The organism is Xanthomonas sp. BRIP62415, from assembly GCF_003993515.1.
Classification (GTDB): Bacteria; Pseudomonadota; Gammaproteobacteria; order Xanthomonadales; family Xanthomonadaceae; genus Xanthomonas; species Xanthomonas euroxanthea.
On the sequence record NZ_QEZH01000031.1, the window covers coordinates 199,019 to 214,745 of the forward strand.

The window sequence follows — 15,727 nt, forward strand, 5'->3', positions numbered from 1 at the left end:
CTTCCGCGTGCCTGTCGATGCGATGCGTCCGCCTGGCTGGGTTTCTCCCCGGCGATGGCGTGCGTCGTGCACGATGCAGCAATCGATCGCCCGGGTGTCAGTCAGGCGATCGATTCGAGAGCAGTGCAAACCCGGTCCCTGCAGCGGCAGACATCGCGCCGCAGCTGTCTGCCGATCCGCCGTCAGTAGGTGTAGCCCAAGGTCAGCATGTACACCCGCCCGGTCTGCACATAGGCGCCGTCGGCACCGGAGTCGTAGGCCATGTAGCGCTTGGACCTGCCCTGGGTTTCGTAGAACGTGGCGGCATTGAGCAGGTTCTTGGCCGACACCCCCACATCGACGTGGTGCGGCAGATGATAGGTCGCAGTGAAGTCCAGCGATTTGACCGGTTGCAGGTAATAGTTGAGCCGGTCGCTGGTCAGCCCAAGCAATTGCAGGCCGGTGTAGTTGTAGCTCAGGTCGGTGCGTAGATGCGTATCGTCGTAGAACAGATCCAGGTTGTAGATGCGCTCGGGTGCACGCGGCAGCCAGGTCTTTTCCGGTTGATCGCTGCGTTTGCTGTCCGCCTGGCTGTGCTGCAGCGTGAGGTTGGCGCTGACGCCAACGTTGCTCCACAGTCCCGGCAAATCCTGCAAGCGTTTGTTCGCTGCCAGCTCCAGTCCGTAGATGGTTGCGGTGCCGCCGTTCTGCGGCATGGTCACCGGCACGCCGTTTTCGAAGGTGGTGCCGGTCGGTACCAGCCCGCCCAGCGTGTTGTCGTTGCTGGTGGCCGATTGCGAGGTGTAGATGAAGCCAGTGATGCGCTTGTAATAGGTCGATGCGCTGAGCACACCGCCGCTGTGGTCGTAGAATTCGGCAGAGAGATCGGCGTTGTCGGCCTTGCTCGGATGCAGGTCGGGATTGGGCTTGGAGATGCCCACCACCTGCTGGGTGTCATCGATGGTGTACACCGTTTCGCCGGAAATCAGGCCGAATGCCGGGCGGCTGAAACTGCGGCGCAACGAGGCGCGGTAGACGGTGAGATCATCCGGGCGATAGTTGACGCTGATGCCCGGCAACACCTGTCCGTAGGTGCTGGCGGTGCCGACGAAGCTGCCGGTGCTGCCGTCGCCGCTGGACTGCCAGGATTGTGCCGAATAGCGTGTCAGCTCGTAGCGCACGCCGGGCAGCACGCTCACCGAGCCGACATGCAGCGCGGCCATCGCATAACCGGAATAGATCGCCTCGGTGCTGGAGGTGGTGTTGGCGTTGTAGTCGTTGGCGGTATAGACACCGGCGCCGTTGGGATCGTTGACGTACTTGTAGGGCAGCGCCTGCGCGAGCATCCAGTTTCGATCCAGCAGCTTGAACGGGCCGGCGTAGCGGCCATCGAAGGCGTTGTAGGTGACGCGGCCCGGGATCGCGCTCAGCGCTGGCCCGCCGGCGGTGGGGAAGGCGTAGTTGGGACCACCAAAGTAAGGCCCGTTGGTGACGAAGTTGCCGTCCTTGTGGAAGAACGGGTGATCGTAGGCGCCGCGATCGGAGTGGTCGGCAGACAGGCCGAGCTTGACGCTGTCCAGCACATCGCCATCGACCTGGTAGGTGATATCGGTGTGCGCGTTGATGCGGTTGTCGTGGCTGCCGGCGTCATGCCCCTGCACCTTCCACAACAACGAGGAATCCAGGTTGTAGAAGAAGTCCTGCAGGGCAGGCGTGCTCGGCGCGATGCTGGGATAGCGCGGGTTACTGAGATCGAAGGCGAAGCTGCCGGGCGTAAAGCCATACAGGCTGGCCGACACGTAGTCTGGACGGCTGCGGGTGCCGCGACCGACCGAGCTGCCGTAGTCGAAGCGCAAGCGCTCCAGCGTGGTCTGGCCTCCCAGCTGCAGCGTCGCCAGTTTTTCGTCGATATCGTGCGTGTTGAAATAGCCGCCGCGCACCGCGGTGGGCTGGTTGCGATAGGTTTCCAGGCGCGCGCTGGACTGGTCCTGTTGTCCGGTGACGCCATAGCTGCCGTAGATGGCACGCGCATACAGCGCGCTGTTGTCGCCTTGCCAATCCAGCGAGAGATTGCCGCCGTAGCGCTCGATCTGGCTGGTGTAGAGGCTGTACTTGTAGCGAGTGCTGATCAACGGCCCGACATCGCGCAGGTCGGTTGCAGTGGCCAATGCGGGATCGGCCGGCAGGTACTTGCTGTTGGGCGCCGGCGCCTGCGCCATGTTGTTGTTCTTGCCGTAATACGCCGATGCGTAGAGGCCGAAGGCATGGCCATCGCCGAATTTCCAGGCCAGCTCCTGCTGGAAGGTGCCGCCGGTGTGCTTGCCGCCCAGCTTCGAAGCCAGCGCGTTGAACTGGCCCCGCGCGGTGCTCTTGGCGTAGAGATCCTGGCCGAAGTCGAAGGCATTGGGCGTGCGCATGTCGATCGCGCCGCCGATCGAATCGCCGGGCATGTCGGGCGTGGGGGATTTGGACACCTGCACCGACTGGATGCCGAACGGCGCCAGCATGTTCAAGGAGATCGCACGGGTCGACGAATCGGTTTCCGGCATGCCGAAGCCGTTGAGCGTGTAGGCGTTGTAGCTGGCGTCCATGCCGCGAATGCTGACGTAGGCGTTTTCGCCGGTGGTGGCCTGGCCCAGATGCATGTCGCTGTATGCCGACAGGCCCGGCATATGCGACACGACATCGGCGATGCCGCCCGAGGGGATCGCATCGATCTGCTGCTTGCTCATCACGCTGTTGACGTTGCTGGACAGGCGCTGTTCGTTGAGCGATCCCGGTGTGGCGGCGTGCTTGGCCTGCACGTTCACCGAATCCAGCGTGGTGGTGGCGGGCTCCGGCGTCTCGGCAAACGCAGGGGCTGACAGCGCCAGCGCGATGGCGCAGGTCAGGCGATGGATGGAGCGGGGGTGCTGCATGCAGTTGTCTCGCGTGGTTGGAGAACGTGGGGTGCCCGGCCCTCGTGACGCGGGTACGGGCGTGCGTCGCCGACGCCTTCCTTTGCGACAGCGCTGTGCTTGGGGCCGGGATTGCGACGACGATCGCGATCGCGACTCAATGCCTGAGGTCGACGCCCGTGCAGTGCGCCTGCGCCAGCTGCGGATTGCAGCGTGCGACGGCATCGCCGTCGAAACGCACCACATAACCGTTGCCGGCCGGCTCGTGTGCGGGGAAGTCGGTGCTGAGCAACTGCGCGCCGCTGGCCAGCATGCGGTCGCGGCGGGTGGTGTCGTGTCGCAGCGCTTCCTTCAGGTCTGCGTCGGTCCGCGTGCGTACCAGATAGCCGGCTTTCACCAGCTGGGTGATCGTCTCGGCGGGGCCATCATTGAGTTCGGTGAACGCGGCATCGTCTTGGCCAGGCACGGCATTGGTGAAGCACACGCGTCCGCGCAGCGACGGATGCCCGGGCAGGTAGCTGGCACCGGCCGCACGTTGGTCCAGCAGGAACACCACCTTGCCGCGTGCCTGGTCCAACGACGGCCAGCCGTGCGCACGCACCGCGGCGTTGAGCGTGGCTGCGCTGCCACGCACCTGATCGGGGCTGAGGTACTCGCCGGGTCGAAACACCGAGCGCAGCACGGCATCTAATGCATCCATCGCCGCCGGATCGAACGGCTCCGGCTGCACGGTCGGAAAGGCCAGTTGCATCGGCGCCTGCTTGGTTTCCAGCAGGATGAAGATCGGAACATGTCCGGGATGCTGCATCGACCACGCGCGCACTTCCTGCAGGCAGGCGATCAACGGCTGGCAGGTACTGCGCTGGTCCACATCCTGCACATGCATGACCTTGAAGCCCGGTTTGTCCATGACCCCGGCGGGTGCGCTTGGCGCTGCGGGTGGCAAGCCGGCCTTGGCAACCTCCGCGACGATGGCCGGGTGTGCGTAGAGGCCGCCGTTGGCGTCGGCGAAGACATCCAGTTCGAGTTGCCGGACGCCATCGTCCAGTTGTTGGGTCAGCGGCGGATGGCGGTAAGCCAGCGCCGCGAACAGCTCCGGACTCAATTGTTGCAGCAGTGTCGCTTCGCTGGGGGCGAAGCCGGCGTGGTAGCTGTTATGGCTGCCGATGTATTGCAGGTCGGTGAGGCGGGGAGCGGCGTGCGCGGTCGCGCCGGCCATCAGCAGCAAGCCAAGACATGCAGCGTTGCGTATGTTGCTTCGCTTCGCACGCGATGGCTTCGTTCTGCGGTCATTGCGTGGATTCAACGCCGAAACAGCGGGGAGCAAGCGCATGCAGCCAGGCCGGAAAGAAGGTACCCGCCATCATCGAGGCCAAATCTGACGCAAGGCTTTCCGCCGTGTTGCCGTCGTGCGTCATATTGCGGAAAACGCGCCATGGCCTCGCGTCTCGCGACACGGACGGCTCAGTGCACTGCGGTTTTCCGCAAGGCATATGCCAGCAGCCGTGCCTGCACGCGCTCTGCACTGCTGCGTGGTGCATCCAGTGCCATCCGCTGCAGAGCGGCGGCACCGCTTGCATCGCCGGTATCGCGTGACAGCAGTGCGCGGCAGAGGGTCGTCAGCTTGGCGCTGTTGCCGGCCGTTGCGCGCTTGAGCCAGGTCAGGGCGCGCAGCACGCGCTGCTCGGCCTCGCTGAAGTCGCTGCCGAGCGGGTAGTCGGGCAGGCTGCCATCGTGACGGAACGGCGCCAGCGCCTGTTCCAGCGCCTGCGGTGTGTTGCGTCGTGCACGCGCAGGCAATGCAGGGTCGCCACGCAGCTTGCGCGATGCCTTGGCGCTCGCCAGCAATGCGTCCTGGAAGCGTGCATCGCAGATGCCGGCCATCGCCAGCACGCAGTCCTGGTCGGTCTGGTGGCGCAGGTCGGCGATGCCGTACTCGGTGATGTACAGGTCGCGCAGATGGCGCGGGATGGTGGTGTGCCCGTAGTTCCAGCGCACATTGCTCGCTGCGTGCGCCCCGGCATCGCGCGTGGCCCGCAGCATCAACGCGCTGCGCGCCTGCGGCAAGGCATGCGCCATCGCCACGAAGTTGTATTGGCCGCCGACACCGGAGACCACACGGCCATCTTCCAGCCCGTCGGACACCGCCGCGCCGAGCGCGGTGGCCATCATGCAGGAGTTGAAGAAGCGCGCATCGCGGCGTTGCAGGCGCTCCAGCGTTTCGTTGCCGCCATACAGCTGGTTGATCTGGCTGATGCGGCGCATGCCGATGGCATCGCGCGTCTCCGCGTCCAGATCGCGCAGCCAGCGGTAGAAATCCGGCGAGCCGAGATAGAACGCGCCGTGCAGAAACTCGCCTTCGCGTGCCAGGCGCGCGTGATCGGCCGCGTCGGCGCCACCGTCGGCGATGCGCTGCATCAGCGGCAGATCATCGTGCACCTTGCGGCGGATCACGCCGCAGTCCACCAGCTGCTTGAAACCTTCATTGAGCATTTCGCTGCAGCCATACAGGCCGGTCTCGAACGGCGCCAGGCCACCGCTGGCGCGCACGGCAGGGTGCTGTTCCAGTTCCGGGTCCAGCGCATGCAGCACACGCCGATAGGTGGCGTTGTCGGTGTGTCGCAAGACCAAGGCATGGCTCAGCGCATCGGCCAGGGTGCCGATGCCGATCTGCAAGGTGCCACCATCGCGGACCAGCGTGCTGGCATACAGACCGATGGCGTAGTCGACGCTGTTCACCGGTTGCCTGGGCAGGCCGAACAGGCGCGGCGACGGACCGGGCAGGTCGATGACCAGGTCGAAGAAGGCCTCCTCCACCGCCGCGGTGCCACCGATCCACGGCAGTTGCGTGTCCACTTCCGCCACCAGCATGGGACGCGGCAGGCCAAGTGCCTGCACCGCATCCAGCGTGTCCTGGGTGATGTCGTTGTTGCACGACAACGACAGCCGCGTGCCGCCCGGTTCGCGCGCCACTTTCTGCACGATCAGGTTCGGCGCGCGCTGCGCCACCGCCGCGGCAGCGTGGGTGTAGTTGAGGCTCGTGTAGTCGGCCTGCGCCTGGGTGGAGTGCAGCAGCCCGCCGGACTGCATGTAGAACTCTTCCACCTGCACATGCGCCGGCAGCGCATCGCGCAGCATGTCATCGACGTAGGCAAGGCGCGGGAAATCCTCGCCGAAATGGCGCGCGATGAACGGGGCCGCAAAGCGCGCCTCCAGCCCCGCGCCCGGCTTGGGCGGGTTGAGCGACAACGCGGTATACAGCGCCAGTGGCCGCGTGGGCATGTGCTTGAGCTGCGCATATAGCGCGTTCAATAGCCGGTGCGGCTTGCCGATGCCCAGCGGCGCGCCGACACGTAGCGGGCCGTCGAGGCGTTGCAGGATGTGCGCAACAGCGCTGGGCAGGTCGGTTAGATGGTCAGTCATCGGTGCAGGGTAGCCGAGGCGATGGCGGGGTGGTTACCCGGACTGCCGACAAGACCGGGTTGATGCACCCGTTGCCGCAACGCTGTTGGGACGGGCTTGACAGGTCGAAGTTTTACATGCGTAATCGATAAAAATTACGGATGTAATCGCATGCCGATCAGCGAAGCCGAAGCAGTGGTGATGCAGGTGCTCTGGGATGCGGCGCCGCGCAGCGCCGACGACGTGGTCGCCGCGCTGGCTGCCCACAGCAACTGGGCCGAGCCGACGGTGAAGACCCTGCTCAACCGCCTGCTTGGCAAGGGCGCCATCCGCGCGGTGAAAGAAGGGCGGCGCTATCTCTACTCGCCGGTGCTGACGCGCGAGCAGTGGGTGCAGCAGCAGAGCGAGGGATTGCTGCAACGCCTGTTCGGTGGGCGGGTGGCGCCACTGGTGGCGCATTTCAGCGAGCGCGGAAAACTCAGCGCGTCCGATATCGCGGAGCTGAAACAACTGATCAAGGAGCTGGACGATGAACCCTGAGGCCTGGGTCCTGGTGTCGCGCGCAACGCTGTACATCACCGTCGCGCTGCTGGTCTGCCTGTTCCTGCGTCGCCCGCTGCGCAAGCTGTCGGGTGCCACCGCGGCGTATGCGATCTGGTCCTGCGTCCCGCTGGCCCTGGTGGCGGCCGTGTTGCCAGGCCCGTCTCTCGGCGTGGCGGTGCCGAGGTTACCGGCGCTGACTGCCCTGCCGGCGCTGTCCAGCGTGCAGGGCCAAGGCCAGGCGTGGGCAAGCTGGCTGGCGGCAGCGTGGCTGGGCGGCGCGGTGGTGATGGCGTTCGGAGTGTGGACGCGGCAACGGCGCTTCCTGCGCCGCCTGGGGCCGTTGCACCGGCTCGACCACCGGCTCTGGTCGGCCACGCACGATGTCGGCCTTCCCGCATCGCTGGGACTCTGGCGTCCGCGCATCGTGGTACCGGCCGATTTCAGCGTGCGCTACGACGCCGATGAGCGTGCGCTGATCCTGGCGCATGAGCGCATGCATCTGCGGCGCGGCGATCTGCATGCGAATCTGCTGGCAGCGCTGATGCTCTGCATCGGCTGGTTCAACCCGCTGATGCATCTGGCCTGGCGTGCGTTCCGGCTGGATCAGGAGCTGGCCTGCGATGCGGCCGTGCTGGCGCAACATCCGGGCAAGCGCCGCAGTTACGCCACGGCCATGCTCAAGACCCAGCTTGGTGCCGGTTGCACGCAACTGGTCTGTCATTGGGCTGCGTCGCCTCCGCTGGCGCAACGGATCGCGGCACTGCGCGGTTTACCCGCAGCTGCCGGGCATGCGCACTGGCGCGTGGTGATGGTGCTGCTGCTGGCGGCGACGATCAGCACCGCTGCCTGGGCCGTGCAGCCGGCGCGCATTGCGTTGCCGGCACACCCGGCGCCGGCGGCGGGCAACGCGGTGGATTTTTCCACGATGCAACCGCCGAGGTATCCGGCAGCCGCGGTCGACGGCGGTATCGAGGGCTTTGTCGAACTGCAGATTGAGGTCGACCCTGGCGGCGTACCGCAGCACATCGCCATCGTGCAGAGCACGCCGGCCGGTGTGTTCGATCAAGCGGTGCTGGAGGCAGCGCGTCAGTGGCGGCTGACACCTGCGTCTGCACATGGCAGGGCGATTGCTTCCACGGTGCGCGTGCCGGTGAAGTTCGAACTGGATGCGCCGGAGCAAACGTCCACGGCTGCCGATGCCGGCGCAGCGCACCCGGATGCGCCAGCGTCCAGCCGTCTTGCCGGGTGTGCCTCAGCAGGCTGCGCAATGCAGGAGAAGCAGTGATGCGATTTACTCCGATATGCACTGCAGCCCTGGCGCTGTCGCTCGGCGCATGTGCAACGCAGGGCGTGCAGGAACAGCAGCGCAGCCAGCGCGAAGATTCGGTGGACCAGCGCATGCTGAGCGCGCAGTCGGGCGGTGAAGGCGGCGGCTCCATCCGGTCTTACACACTGGCGCCGGCACAGCGTTTCCGGATGCCGCGCGCACTGCGCAGCGATGCGCCGGTGCTGCCGGCCGACTCGCCACGGCAGACACTGCCGCCGACCACCGTATGCGCGCATGTGATCCTGGCCGCCGACGGCGCGGTGCAGCGCGTCGACCCCATGTCCGATCGCGACGAATGCGCGGCCGGTCTGCTGCCGGACAACGCCGATTTGCTGCAGGCGGTGCGTACCACGCTGCAGCAGTGGCGGTTCGTGCCGGCCGCACTGTGCACGTTTGCCGCAGGCGTGGCGCAGCCGGCGGCGCTGGACGACTGCAGCGGCGCGATCAGCGAGGAACCGGTACCGGTGACGCTGTCGTTCGCGTTCACCTTCGAAGTACGGCAGGGCAAGGTCAGCGTGCGGCAGGGCAAGGTGGCGCAATGAGCATGCGCATCGCTGTCATCAGAGCATTTCAGGTGCGAACAGGCGCCGCCGCGAGACTTCTTTGCCGGACAGCATGAAGCGGCCATCGCCGCGGTAATGCACCGTCCTGGGCAGCGCAGGCCGCCTGGCCACCTGCGCGCTCACCACTTCCCAGACGAAGAGGGCGTGGCGGTTGATCTGCCGCCCGTCGTGCAGGCGGCATTCGAAACTGGCGTAGCACTCGGCGATGGCTGGCGCCGCAACCCGCTGGCCGGGGACGGCAGTCAGCCCGAAATGGTCGAACTTGTCCATCTGGGCACCGCTGCTGTTGCCAATGCCGATCACGGTGTCGAGCAGCTCGGCGGTCGGCAGATTGATCACGCATTGTTTGCTGCGCCGGACCAGTTCGAAACTGTGGTTGCCGGGAGCGATGCAGCAGGCGATCAGCGAGGGCGAAAACTCCAGCACCATATGCCAGCCCATGGTCATGATGTCGCGTTGGCCCTTGTGGGCCGAGCTCACCAGCACCACCGGCCCGGGTTCGAGGAAGCGGCGCGCCTGCTCCACCGGGAATGCATGTTTCCGATACTGTTTCATGGGCACACCAGCTGATTGGATGTGGCGATCGACGGTGTCGATGCGCTCATTCCAGCACATGCACGCTATCGGCGATGCGCTGCACTTCATCGGGATTGTGGCTGACATACAGCATCGGCAGGCGGATCTCGTCGCGCACGCGCTGCAGGTAGGGAATCAGTTCTTCGCGGCGCGCCTGATCCAGCGCCGACAAGGGCTCGTCGAACAACAGGATCGCCGGTTGCGACAACAAGGCGCGGCCGATCGCCACACGCTGCGCTTCGCCTCCGGAGAGATTGCGTGGCCGGCGTTGCAGCAACGGCGCGATACCCAGCAGCGCCACCACGTCGTCGAAGCCGAATGGCGCCGCGCCTCGGGCGTGCCGGCCATAACGCAGGTTGCGGCGCACATCCAGATGCGGAAACAGCCGCGCATCCTGAAACACGTAGCCGATCCTGCGCCTGTGCGTGGGCAGGTCCACGCCTTGCCGGGCGTCATACAGGCAGCGCCCGTCGATGCGGATATGCCCGGCCTGCGGCCGCACCAAACCGGCGATTGCGTTGAGCACCGTGCTCTTGCCCGCGCCGGAGGGGCCGACCAGGGCCACCACACGGGCCTGGTCCTGGATGTGGACATGCCGTTGGAAATTGCCGCGCTGCAGGTGCAGGTCGATATCGAGCATCAGCCGTCCTCGCGTGGATGCGGTCTGCGCACCAGCCACTCGGACAGCAGCAACGCCGCCAGCGAGATCGCCAACGCAACACCGGCCAGCCGCCACACGCCCGATTCCATGCCCGGCACCTGCATCAGCCCGTAGATGGCCGACGACAAGGTCTGGGTTTCGCCAGGGATATTGGACACGAAGGTGATGGTCGCGCCGAATTCGCCCAGGGCCTTGGCGAACGCCAGCACCATGCCGGCCACCAGGCCAGGCCAGGCCAGCGGCAAGGTGATGCTGAAGAACACCCGCCACGGGCCCGCGCCGAGCGTGGCGGCGGCCGCTTCCAGGCGACGATCGGTCGCTTCGATGGACAGGCGGATCGCGCGCACCATCAACGGGAACCCCATCACCGCGCATGCAAGCGCCGCACCGGTCCAGCGGAATGCGAACTGGATGCCGAGGTGCTCCAGCAGCCAGCTGCCGACCGGCCCCTGCGTGCCCAGCACCACCAGCAGCGCGTAACCGGTCACCACCGGTGGCATCACCAGCGGCAAATGCAGCAGGGCATCCAGCAGCGCCTTGCCCGGGAAGCGCCGCCGCGCCAGCAGCCAGCCACAGGCGATGCCTGGCGGCAGGCTGGCGATGGCCGCAACGATGGCGACCTTGAGACTCAGGCCGATCGCGGTCAGCTCCTGCGGGTTGAACATCGACAACGGCGCGCCTCAATCCTGCAACGAAAAACCACGGCGCACGAAGATCGCCCCGGCCGGCTTGCTGCCCAGCCACTGCACGAACGCGGCGGTGCCGGCATTGCTGCTGTTCTTCAACGCGGCAACCGGATACACGATGGCCTCGTGGCTATCGTCGGGGAAGGTGGCAACCACGCGGACCTTGGGGTCGGCGCGTGCATCCGAGCCGTACACGATGCCCAGCGGCGCCTCCCCGCGCGAGACCAGCATCAACGCGGCGCGCACGCTTTCCGACTCGGCCAGGCGATTGCTCACGCCGTCCCAGTGGCCGAGCTTGCGCAGCGCTGCGGCGGCATACTTGCCGGCCGGCACGCTGTTGGTCTGGCCCACCGCCAGCCGACCGCGCTCGCCGAGCGCCCTGGCAATCGCGCCCGGCTGGCGCGGATCCACGCGCAGCCTGCTGCTGGCCGGGGCGATCAGCACCAGGGTATTGCCGAGCAGGTTGTGACGCTGCGCCGGCAGCACCAGGCCGCGCTGCTGCAGATAGTCCATCCATTCCAGGTCGGCCGGAAAGAATACGTCTGCCGGTGCGCCTTGCTCGATCTGGCGTGCCAGTGCAGAGCTGGCGGCGTAGGAGACGCGCACGGGCGTGCCGGTCGCCTTCTGGTAGGCGGCCGCGGCCTCGTCCATGGATTCCTTCAGGCTTGCCGCAGCAAACACCGTCACCGGCGCGGTCTGCGCCATGGCCAGGACGGGCAGGGCAAGCATCAGCACGCAGAACGCGCGCTGCCAAAAACCGATCGTGCGCATGGGGGGCTCCAGCAGGGTCAGGCACCGATCATAGCGGCTGCGCGCGATGCGCCGCGTGGCGGCCACGCTGACGCGTCAGCGAACCACCCCGTCACAGCGTCCGGCCTGCAGATTGGTCTGCAATGCCTGCCGGATCAGCCTGGGCTCGGGCAGCGTGGCATCGCGTGCCTGGCGCTGCGCCACGAACGCATCGACCTCCACGCCATCGCGCACATGGATATTGCTGCGCCGCTGCTCGCCGATGCTGGTCTGGTAGGCCACGTCGCGGCCGCCCGGGCCGTAGTCATGGCAGACGAACACGCGCGTGTCCTCCGGCAGCGCGTACATACGCTGGATCGAGGCAAACAGTTGCCGTGCATCGCCACCGGGGAAATCGCAGCGCGCGGTGCCGGCGTCGGGCATGAACAACGAATCGCCGGGGAACAGCGCATCGCCGATCAGGTACGCGATGCTGTCGCTGGTATGCCCGGGCACCGCGATGACACGCACCTGCAGCCTGCCCAGGGCGAAGCGCTCGTCATCGGCGAACAGGCGATCGAACTGCGAGCCATCGGCACGGAAGTCTTCCGGCAGCGCATAGCGTGGCGCAAGCGTCTGCTGCACGTCCCGGATGCCGTCGCCGATGCCGATGCGTGCCTGCGGCCAGTGCTGTTTCAGCCACTGCGCGGCAGACAGGTGATCGGCATGCGCATGGGTTTCCAGCAGCCACTGCACCTGCCAGCCGTGGTGGGCGATGGCATCGACGATCGCCTGCGCGGCGCGCGTGCCGACCACGCCGCTGTCGGCCGCATAGTCCAGCGCCGGGTCGATCACCGCTGCCGCCCCGGTCGCCGCGTCGGCGGCCACATAGGTGAAGGTGTTGCTGTCGGCGTGGAAGAACGCAAGCACCTCGGGCTGCATCGGCGTCTCCATCTCAGGGCGTGGCCAGCGCCGCGTTGAGCACGGTGGCCAGTCGGTCGCCAGCCTCGCGCAATTGGGTCTCGGCAACCGGACGGTAGGTCGCGATGTAGCCGTCCGGCAACACGTGCTTGTCCGGATAGACGCCGGGCGTGATCGCGATCCTGCAGGAGGCCTGCGCCCAGGCCGCGGCCGGCGGTGGCAGCAACGGCGATGTTGCCGCGGTCGCCGGCAACGCCAGCAGGCGTTGCAGATAGGCATCGTCATCAAGCTGGCGGTCGTTGAGCATGCCGCTGTCCCACAGCGCATGCAGGTTGCTGCCCTTGCCAGCGACCTGCAGCTGGAATGCATTGCCGCCCTTGTCGTGCGCGTAGCCGGCATGCATCGGCTGGTGGATGTCGCCGACAAAATGCACCACGAACTTCAGGGCCTGCCGACGCACGTCCAGGGGCTGGCTGCGATCGGCAAGCAGCGCGGTCTGCCGGTCCAGCGCGGCGATCACGCAGTTGCCGTCCGGGCAGTCGCGCGGCGGCTCGTACGTACAGTCGTGCTCGCCGAGATTGACGTAATGCCACGGGCCGGAGCGCTTGCCCAGGTCCGGATCGTGCTCGCGCAATTCGTCGGCCCAGGTGGCGACACCGGCCAGTGTCGGATTGGCGTCGCCTTTCAGCAATTGCGCCACTTGTGCCCGCGCCTGCGGGCTCAGCTCGGTCTCGGCAATGCGCGCCACCAGGCGGTGGCCTTGCGGCCCCCAGGCGAAGGCGCTGATGGGCTGGAATGCCGCGGCAACGGTTGCGGCAAGAAGGAGGAGGCGAGGGGAGAAGGTCTTCATCCGGCAATTGTACGCATCGGTCCGGGACGGTTTGATGGCTGTCCCGGTCCGACCACAGCCACGGCTCAGCGCGGCGTCTGCGGCAGGCTCAGAAGTACACCAGGTACGACACGCCATAGGTCAGCGGATCGATCCGCGCCTTGCCCAGCCGGCTGCCATTGAAATCGACATTGCTGCGCGAGTCGGTCCAGCGCGCATCCACGCGCAGGCCGCTGCGCTCGTTGAAGATGTAGTCCACACCGATATGTGCAGTGGCGCCCACCGAGTCGTCGAAGCGCAGATCGCCGTTGCCGAAGGCGTCATCGACGTCCTCGCCGAGAAACGTGGTGTAGTTGATGCCGACACCCACGAACGGCGACACCGTGCCGTAGCCGTTGATGTGGTACTGCAACAGCACGCTCGGCGGTACCGACCAATAGCTGCCCACCTTGCCGACGCCCTCAAGCTCCAGATCGTGCTTGCCCGACACCGCGGCATGCACCTCGATACCGAGATTGTTGCGCAGGAAGTATTCGTAGGTGAACGACAGCGTCGGGGCGCCCTTGATCTCGGCACGCGTGCCGCCGAAGCTGCCGCTGTCGGACTTGGGCGAGACATAGCCGGCGCCGTAGCCCGTGGTCCAGTGGCCGGCCGATTGTGCAAGGGCGGGTGCGGCCGAGGCGGCCAGTGCGATGGCGAGGGCGGTACGGATCAGCATGCTCATGAAATCCCCGGATAGGTCGGACAGGCGGTCGACGTGGCCAACCTGTCCGCAACTCCGGCGGTGGATTCACGTCCCTGGACGCCAAGTGTGCCAGAGATGCATCGCGCACGCTGCCGGGCTCAGAACCGGTGCACGTAGGCCAGGCCGTAGACCAGCGGGTCGATGTTGACCGTGCCGATGCGGCTGCCGTCGAGGCGCGCTTCGGTATCGATGTCGATCCAGCGCAGGTTCACCCGCAGTGCGCCGCGCTCGCTGAGCTTGTAGTCCACGCCTGCGTGCAGGGCCAGGCCCCAGGAGTCGTCCAGTTCCAGCTCGCTGCCGGCCAGCGCGCCACGCGTGTCGGTGCTGAAGAAACGGGTGTAGTTGATGCCCGCGCCAACGAACGGCGAGAGCTTGCCCTGGCTGTTGAAGTGGTACTGCAGCGAAATCACCGGCGGCAGATGCTTGGTGCTGGCGACACGTCCCAGGCCGCGCAGCGCGATGTCGTGCTCGAACGGCAGCGCAGCCAGTACTTCGATGCCCAGGTTGTCGGCAATGAAGTATTCCGCAGTGAAGGTGGGCTTGATGTCCTTGCCGACGTCCGCTTCGAGCGTACCGCCGACCAGGCGGCCGTTATCGGATTTGGGAGCGACCTGGTGGGCACCGACGGCAACGGTCCAGTCGCCTTTGGATTGAGCCAGTGCGGGGACGCTGGCGAAGGCGGCGGCCAGGCCGGCGAGCAGAAGGGTAGAGCGCATGCGCATGGAAATTCCCGTTGTGTGCAGAGGATGGAAGAAGTCTTGGGGCTTTGCCCGATGGATGCCTTGATCCTGATCAATCGCTGCGCGCGCTGCCGCGACAGGTCATGCGCGGAGGTGAGCAGGGACCGGCATCGGCAGCAGCGATCTGCGCCGTGCCGGTGATCGCACCGGCGCATCGCTTCTGCGCTGCGATGCCAGGCGCCTGGCGCCAGCGGCGGCGGGGAAGGAACTCCGACGCCTGCATGCGCGGGGGAGCCGGCAGCGAGCGGATGGCGGCAGGGATCGCGCACTTATCTGGCCTTGGCGAGCTTGGGCGCATCCACTTCCGGCATCGCCGAGCTGTGGTGGTTGATGATCAGCCACTTGTCGTCGCGCTTTTCGTACACGAAGGTGTAACGCGCCTGCACCTTGCTCTTCTTGCCGTCCTTGTCGGTCAGCGTGAAGGTATAGACGCCGGCATCCACTGCGCTGTCGTCATCGAGCACGCGCACGGTGCGGTAGTTGATCACGCCCTGCGGCTTCTTGGTCAGGAACATCGCGAAGTATTTTTCGATCTGCGCACGCGAGGCGCGCACCTCGTTGGAGACGGTCGGCAACAACACGCCGTCCGGCGCGTACAAATCGGCCACCTTGTGCGGGTTGCCAGTGGCCAGCGCCGCGTTCCAGGTGTCGAACAGCGCAGCGACTTCGCGCGCTTCGCCATCGGTGGGCAACGTGGCCTTGTCGGTGTAGTGCATCACGCCGCCAGCCAGCGCCGGGGTGGCGGCCAGTGCCAGGACCAGAGAGAGAAAGGTGCGACGCATGGGGGAATCTCCGTTGTGATGGATGGGTGCCTCAGCAGGCACGGCCAGTATCGAAATCCACGGAGCGCCGAAATGCTGCTGTTCGGCATATGCATCGATACGCCTTTCAGCGTATCGATGTAGAACTTAAGTAATTGAAATAATTTGGATATATCGAAAAATAAGGCGTATTTTAGATTGCCGCGTCCGTGCCGCACCTCAGATCGTCGCGTGCCCTCAAGTCAGGCAGGCGTCAGCCCATGCCGCATCGTGCTTGCAGCGCCGAACTCATCACCTTGTCGATTGACGGCACCCGCACAGCCTGCCCACCTTTCGATTCCCGATTCCCGATTCCCCAATCCCCCAAT

15 protein-coding genes are annotated in these 15,727 nt (G+C 66.2%); 3 read left to right on the top strand and 12 right to left on the bottom strand.

Translation table 11 applies throughout. From position 1 onward, the window contains the following. Window positions 1–182: 182 nt before the first annotated feature. The 3 genes from EO141_RS17090 to EO141_RS17100 all read right to left on the bottom strand — a co-directional run bounded on the left by EO141_RS17090 (window position 183) and on the right by EO141_RS17100 (window position 6,299). Window positions 183–2,897 carry a TonB-dependent receptor gene (locus EO141_RS17090; protein WP_127169764.1) on the bottom strand — a complete coding sequence of 905 codons (2,715 nt, stop codon included), beginning with the start codon at window positions 2,895–2,897 and terminating at the stop codon, window positions 183–185. A 136-nt stretch (window positions 2,898–3,033) separates the two neighbouring features. Then, window positions 3,034–4,095, bottom strand: a complete 1,062-nt coding sequence (locus EO141_RS17095; protein WP_127169765.1) for a phosphatidylinositol-specific phospholipase C1-like protein — start codon at window positions 4,093–4,095, stop codon at window positions 3,034–3,036. 245 nt (window positions 4,096–4,340) lie between these two features. Beyond that, on the bottom strand, window positions 4,341–6,299 hold the full coding sequence (locus tag EO141_RS17100) for an acetyl-CoA hydrolase/transferase C-terminal domain-containing protein (protein WP_164739265.1): 1,959 nt from the start codon (window positions 6,297–6,299) through the stop codon (window positions 4,341–4,343). Between the two features lie 150 nt (window positions 6,300–6,449). Between EO141_RS17100 and EO141_RS17105 the strand changes: the two genes are divergently transcribed. From EO141_RS17105 to EO141_RS17115, 3 genes are read left to right on the top strand one after another with little or no spacing between them, the layout of a single operon-like run. Then, window positions 6,450–6,818 carry a BlaI/MecI/CopY family transcriptional regulator gene (locus EO141_RS17105; protein ID WP_164739266.1) on the top strand — a complete coding sequence of 123 codons (369 nt, stop codon included), beginning with the start codon at window positions 6,450–6,452 and terminating at the stop codon, window positions 6,816–6,818. Beyond that, window positions 6,808–8,106 (top strand): TonB family protein, encoded by a 1,299-nt coding sequence (locus tag EO141_RS17110; RefSeq protein ID WP_127169767.1) that lies wholly within the window; start codon window positions 6,808–6,810, stop codon window positions 8,104–8,106. Before EO141_RS17105 ends, EO141_RS17110 begins: the two co-directional genes overlap by 11 nt. Next, the gene (locus EO141_RS17115; protein ID WP_127169783.1) at window positions 8,106–8,690 is read left to right on the top strand and encodes a hypothetical protein; all 585 of its coding nucleotides are present in this window, start codon (window positions 8,106–8,108) and stop codon (window positions 8,688–8,690) included. The genes EO141_RS17110 and EO141_RS17115 overlap by 1 nt, the downstream gene beginning before the upstream one ends. Before the next feature lie 18 nt (window positions 8,691–8,708). Here EO141_RS17115 and EO141_RS17120 read toward each other — a convergent pair whose 3' ends face one another. The 9 genes from EO141_RS17120 to EO141_RS17160 form a co-directional block, all read right to left on the bottom strand. Then, complete coding sequence (locus EO141_RS17120; RefSeq protein WP_119131037.1) at window positions 8,709–9,266, bottom strand: flavin reductase family protein; 558 nt, start codon at window positions 9,264–9,266, stop codon at window positions 8,709–8,711. 46 nt (window positions 9,267–9,312) lie between these two features. Beyond that, complete coding sequence (gene modC / locus EO141_RS17125; protein WP_104584829.1) at window positions 9,313–9,927, bottom strand: molybdenum ABC transporter ATP-binding protein; 615 nt, start codon at window positions 9,925–9,927, stop codon at window positions 9,313–9,315. Further along, window positions 9,927–10,613, bottom strand: a complete 687-nt coding sequence (gene modB, locus EO141_RS17130) for a molybdate ABC transporter permease subunit (RefSeq protein ID WP_206514817.1) — start codon at window positions 10,611–10,613, stop codon at window positions 9,927–9,929. The genes modC and modB overlap by 1 nt, the downstream gene beginning before the upstream one ends. 15 nt (window positions 10,614–10,628) lie before the next feature. After that, complete coding sequence (gene modA, locus EO141_RS17135; protein WP_127169769.1) at window positions 10,629–11,405, bottom strand: molybdate ABC transporter substrate-binding protein; 777 nt, start codon at window positions 11,403–11,405, stop codon at window positions 10,629–10,631. Window positions 11,406–11,480: 75 nt separating this feature from the next. Further along, window positions 11,481–12,305 carry an MBL fold metallo-hydrolase gene (locus tag EO141_RS17140; protein ID WP_127169770.1) on the bottom strand — a complete coding sequence of 275 codons (825 nt, stop codon included), beginning with the start codon at window positions 12,303–12,305 and terminating at the stop codon, window positions 11,481–11,483. 13 nt (window positions 12,306–12,318) lie between these two features. Then, window positions 12,319–13,251, bottom strand: coding sequence for a S1/P1 nuclease (locus EO141_RS17145; RefSeq protein ID WP_241236681.1), 933 nt, complete (start codon window positions 13,249–13,251; stop codon window positions 12,319–12,321). Beyond that, window positions 13,223–13,837, bottom strand: coding sequence for an OmpW family outer membrane protein (locus EO141_RS17150; protein ID WP_127169772.1), 615 nt, complete (start codon window positions 13,835–13,837; stop codon window positions 13,223–13,225). The genes EO141_RS17145 and EO141_RS17150 overlap by 29 nt, the downstream gene beginning before the upstream one ends. Window positions 13,838–13,956: 119 nt before the next feature. Next, window positions 13,957–14,580, bottom strand: a complete 624-nt coding sequence (locus EO141_RS17155; protein WP_119127524.1) for an OmpW family outer membrane protein — start codon at window positions 14,578–14,580, stop codon at window positions 13,957–13,959. Between the two features lie 287 nt (window positions 14,581–14,867). After that, window positions 14,868–15,380 carry an SgcJ/EcaC family oxidoreductase gene (locus tag EO141_RS17160; protein ID WP_127169773.1) on the bottom strand — a complete coding sequence of 171 codons (513 nt, stop codon included), beginning with the start codon at window positions 15,378–15,380 and terminating at the stop codon, window positions 14,868–14,870. Window positions 15,381–15,727: the final 347 nt, after the last annotated feature.

Bases quoted from the DNA above. Each gene is read 5' to 3' on its own strand.
- EO141_RS17160 (WP_127169773.1), bottom strand. From the start codon at position 15,380: ATGCGTCGCACCTTTCTCTCTCTGGTCCTGGCACTGGCCGCCACCCCG.
- EO141_RS17090 (WP_127169764.1), bottom strand. From the start codon at position 2,897: ATGCAGCACCCCCGCTCCATCCATCGCCTGACCTGCGCCATCGCGCTG.
- EO141_RS17145 (WP_241236681.1), bottom strand. From the start codon at position 13,251: ATGGCGTGTCGTACCTGGTGTACTTCTGAGCCTGCCGCAGACGCCGCG.
- EO141_RS17120 (WP_119131037.1), bottom strand. From the start codon at position 9,266: ATGAAACAGTATCGGAAACATGCATTCCCGGTGGAGCAGGCGCGCCGC.
- EO141_RS17100 (WP_164739265.1), bottom strand. From the start codon at position 6,299: ATGACTGACCATCTAACCGACCTGCCCAGCGCTGTTGCGCACATCCTG.
- EO141_RS17115 (WP_127169783.1), top strand. From the start codon at position 8,106: ATGCGATTTACTCCGATATGCACTGCAGCCCTGGCGCTGTCGCTCGGC.
- EO141_RS17110 (WP_127169767.1), top strand. From the start codon at position 6,808: ATGAACCCTGAGGCCTGGGTCCTGGTGTCGCGCGCAACGCTGTACATC.
- EO141_RS17150 (WP_127169772.1), bottom strand. From the start codon at position 13,837: ATGAGCATGCTGATCCGTACCGCCCTCGCCATCGCACTGGCCGCCTCG.
- EO141_RS17155 (WP_119127524.1), bottom strand. From the start codon at position 14,580: ATGCGCATGCGCTCTACCCTTCTGCTCGCCGGCCTGGCCGCCGCCTTC.
- modA (WP_127169769.1), bottom strand. From the start codon at position 11,405: ATGCGCACGATCGGTTTTTGGCAGCGCGCGTTCTGCGTGCTGATGCTT.
- modB (WP_206514817.1), bottom strand. From the start codon at position 10,613: ATGTTCAACCCGCAGGAGCTGACCGCGATCGGCCTGAGTCTCAAGGTC.
- EO141_RS17095 (WP_127169765.1), bottom strand. From the start codon at position 4,095: ATGGCCGGCGCGACCGCGCACGCCGCTCCCCGCCTCACCGACCTGCAA.
- EO141_RS17105 (WP_164739266.1), top strand. From the start codon at position 6,450: ATGCCGATCAGCGAAGCCGAAGCAGTGGTGATGCAGGTGCTCTGGGAT.
- EO141_RS17140 (WP_127169770.1), bottom strand. From the start codon at position 12,305: ATGCAGCCCGAGGTGCTTGCGTTCTTCCACGCCGACAGCAACACCTTC.
- modC (WP_104584829.1), bottom strand. From the start codon at position 9,927: ATGCTCGATATCGACCTGCACCTGCAGCGCGGCAATTTCCAACGGCAT.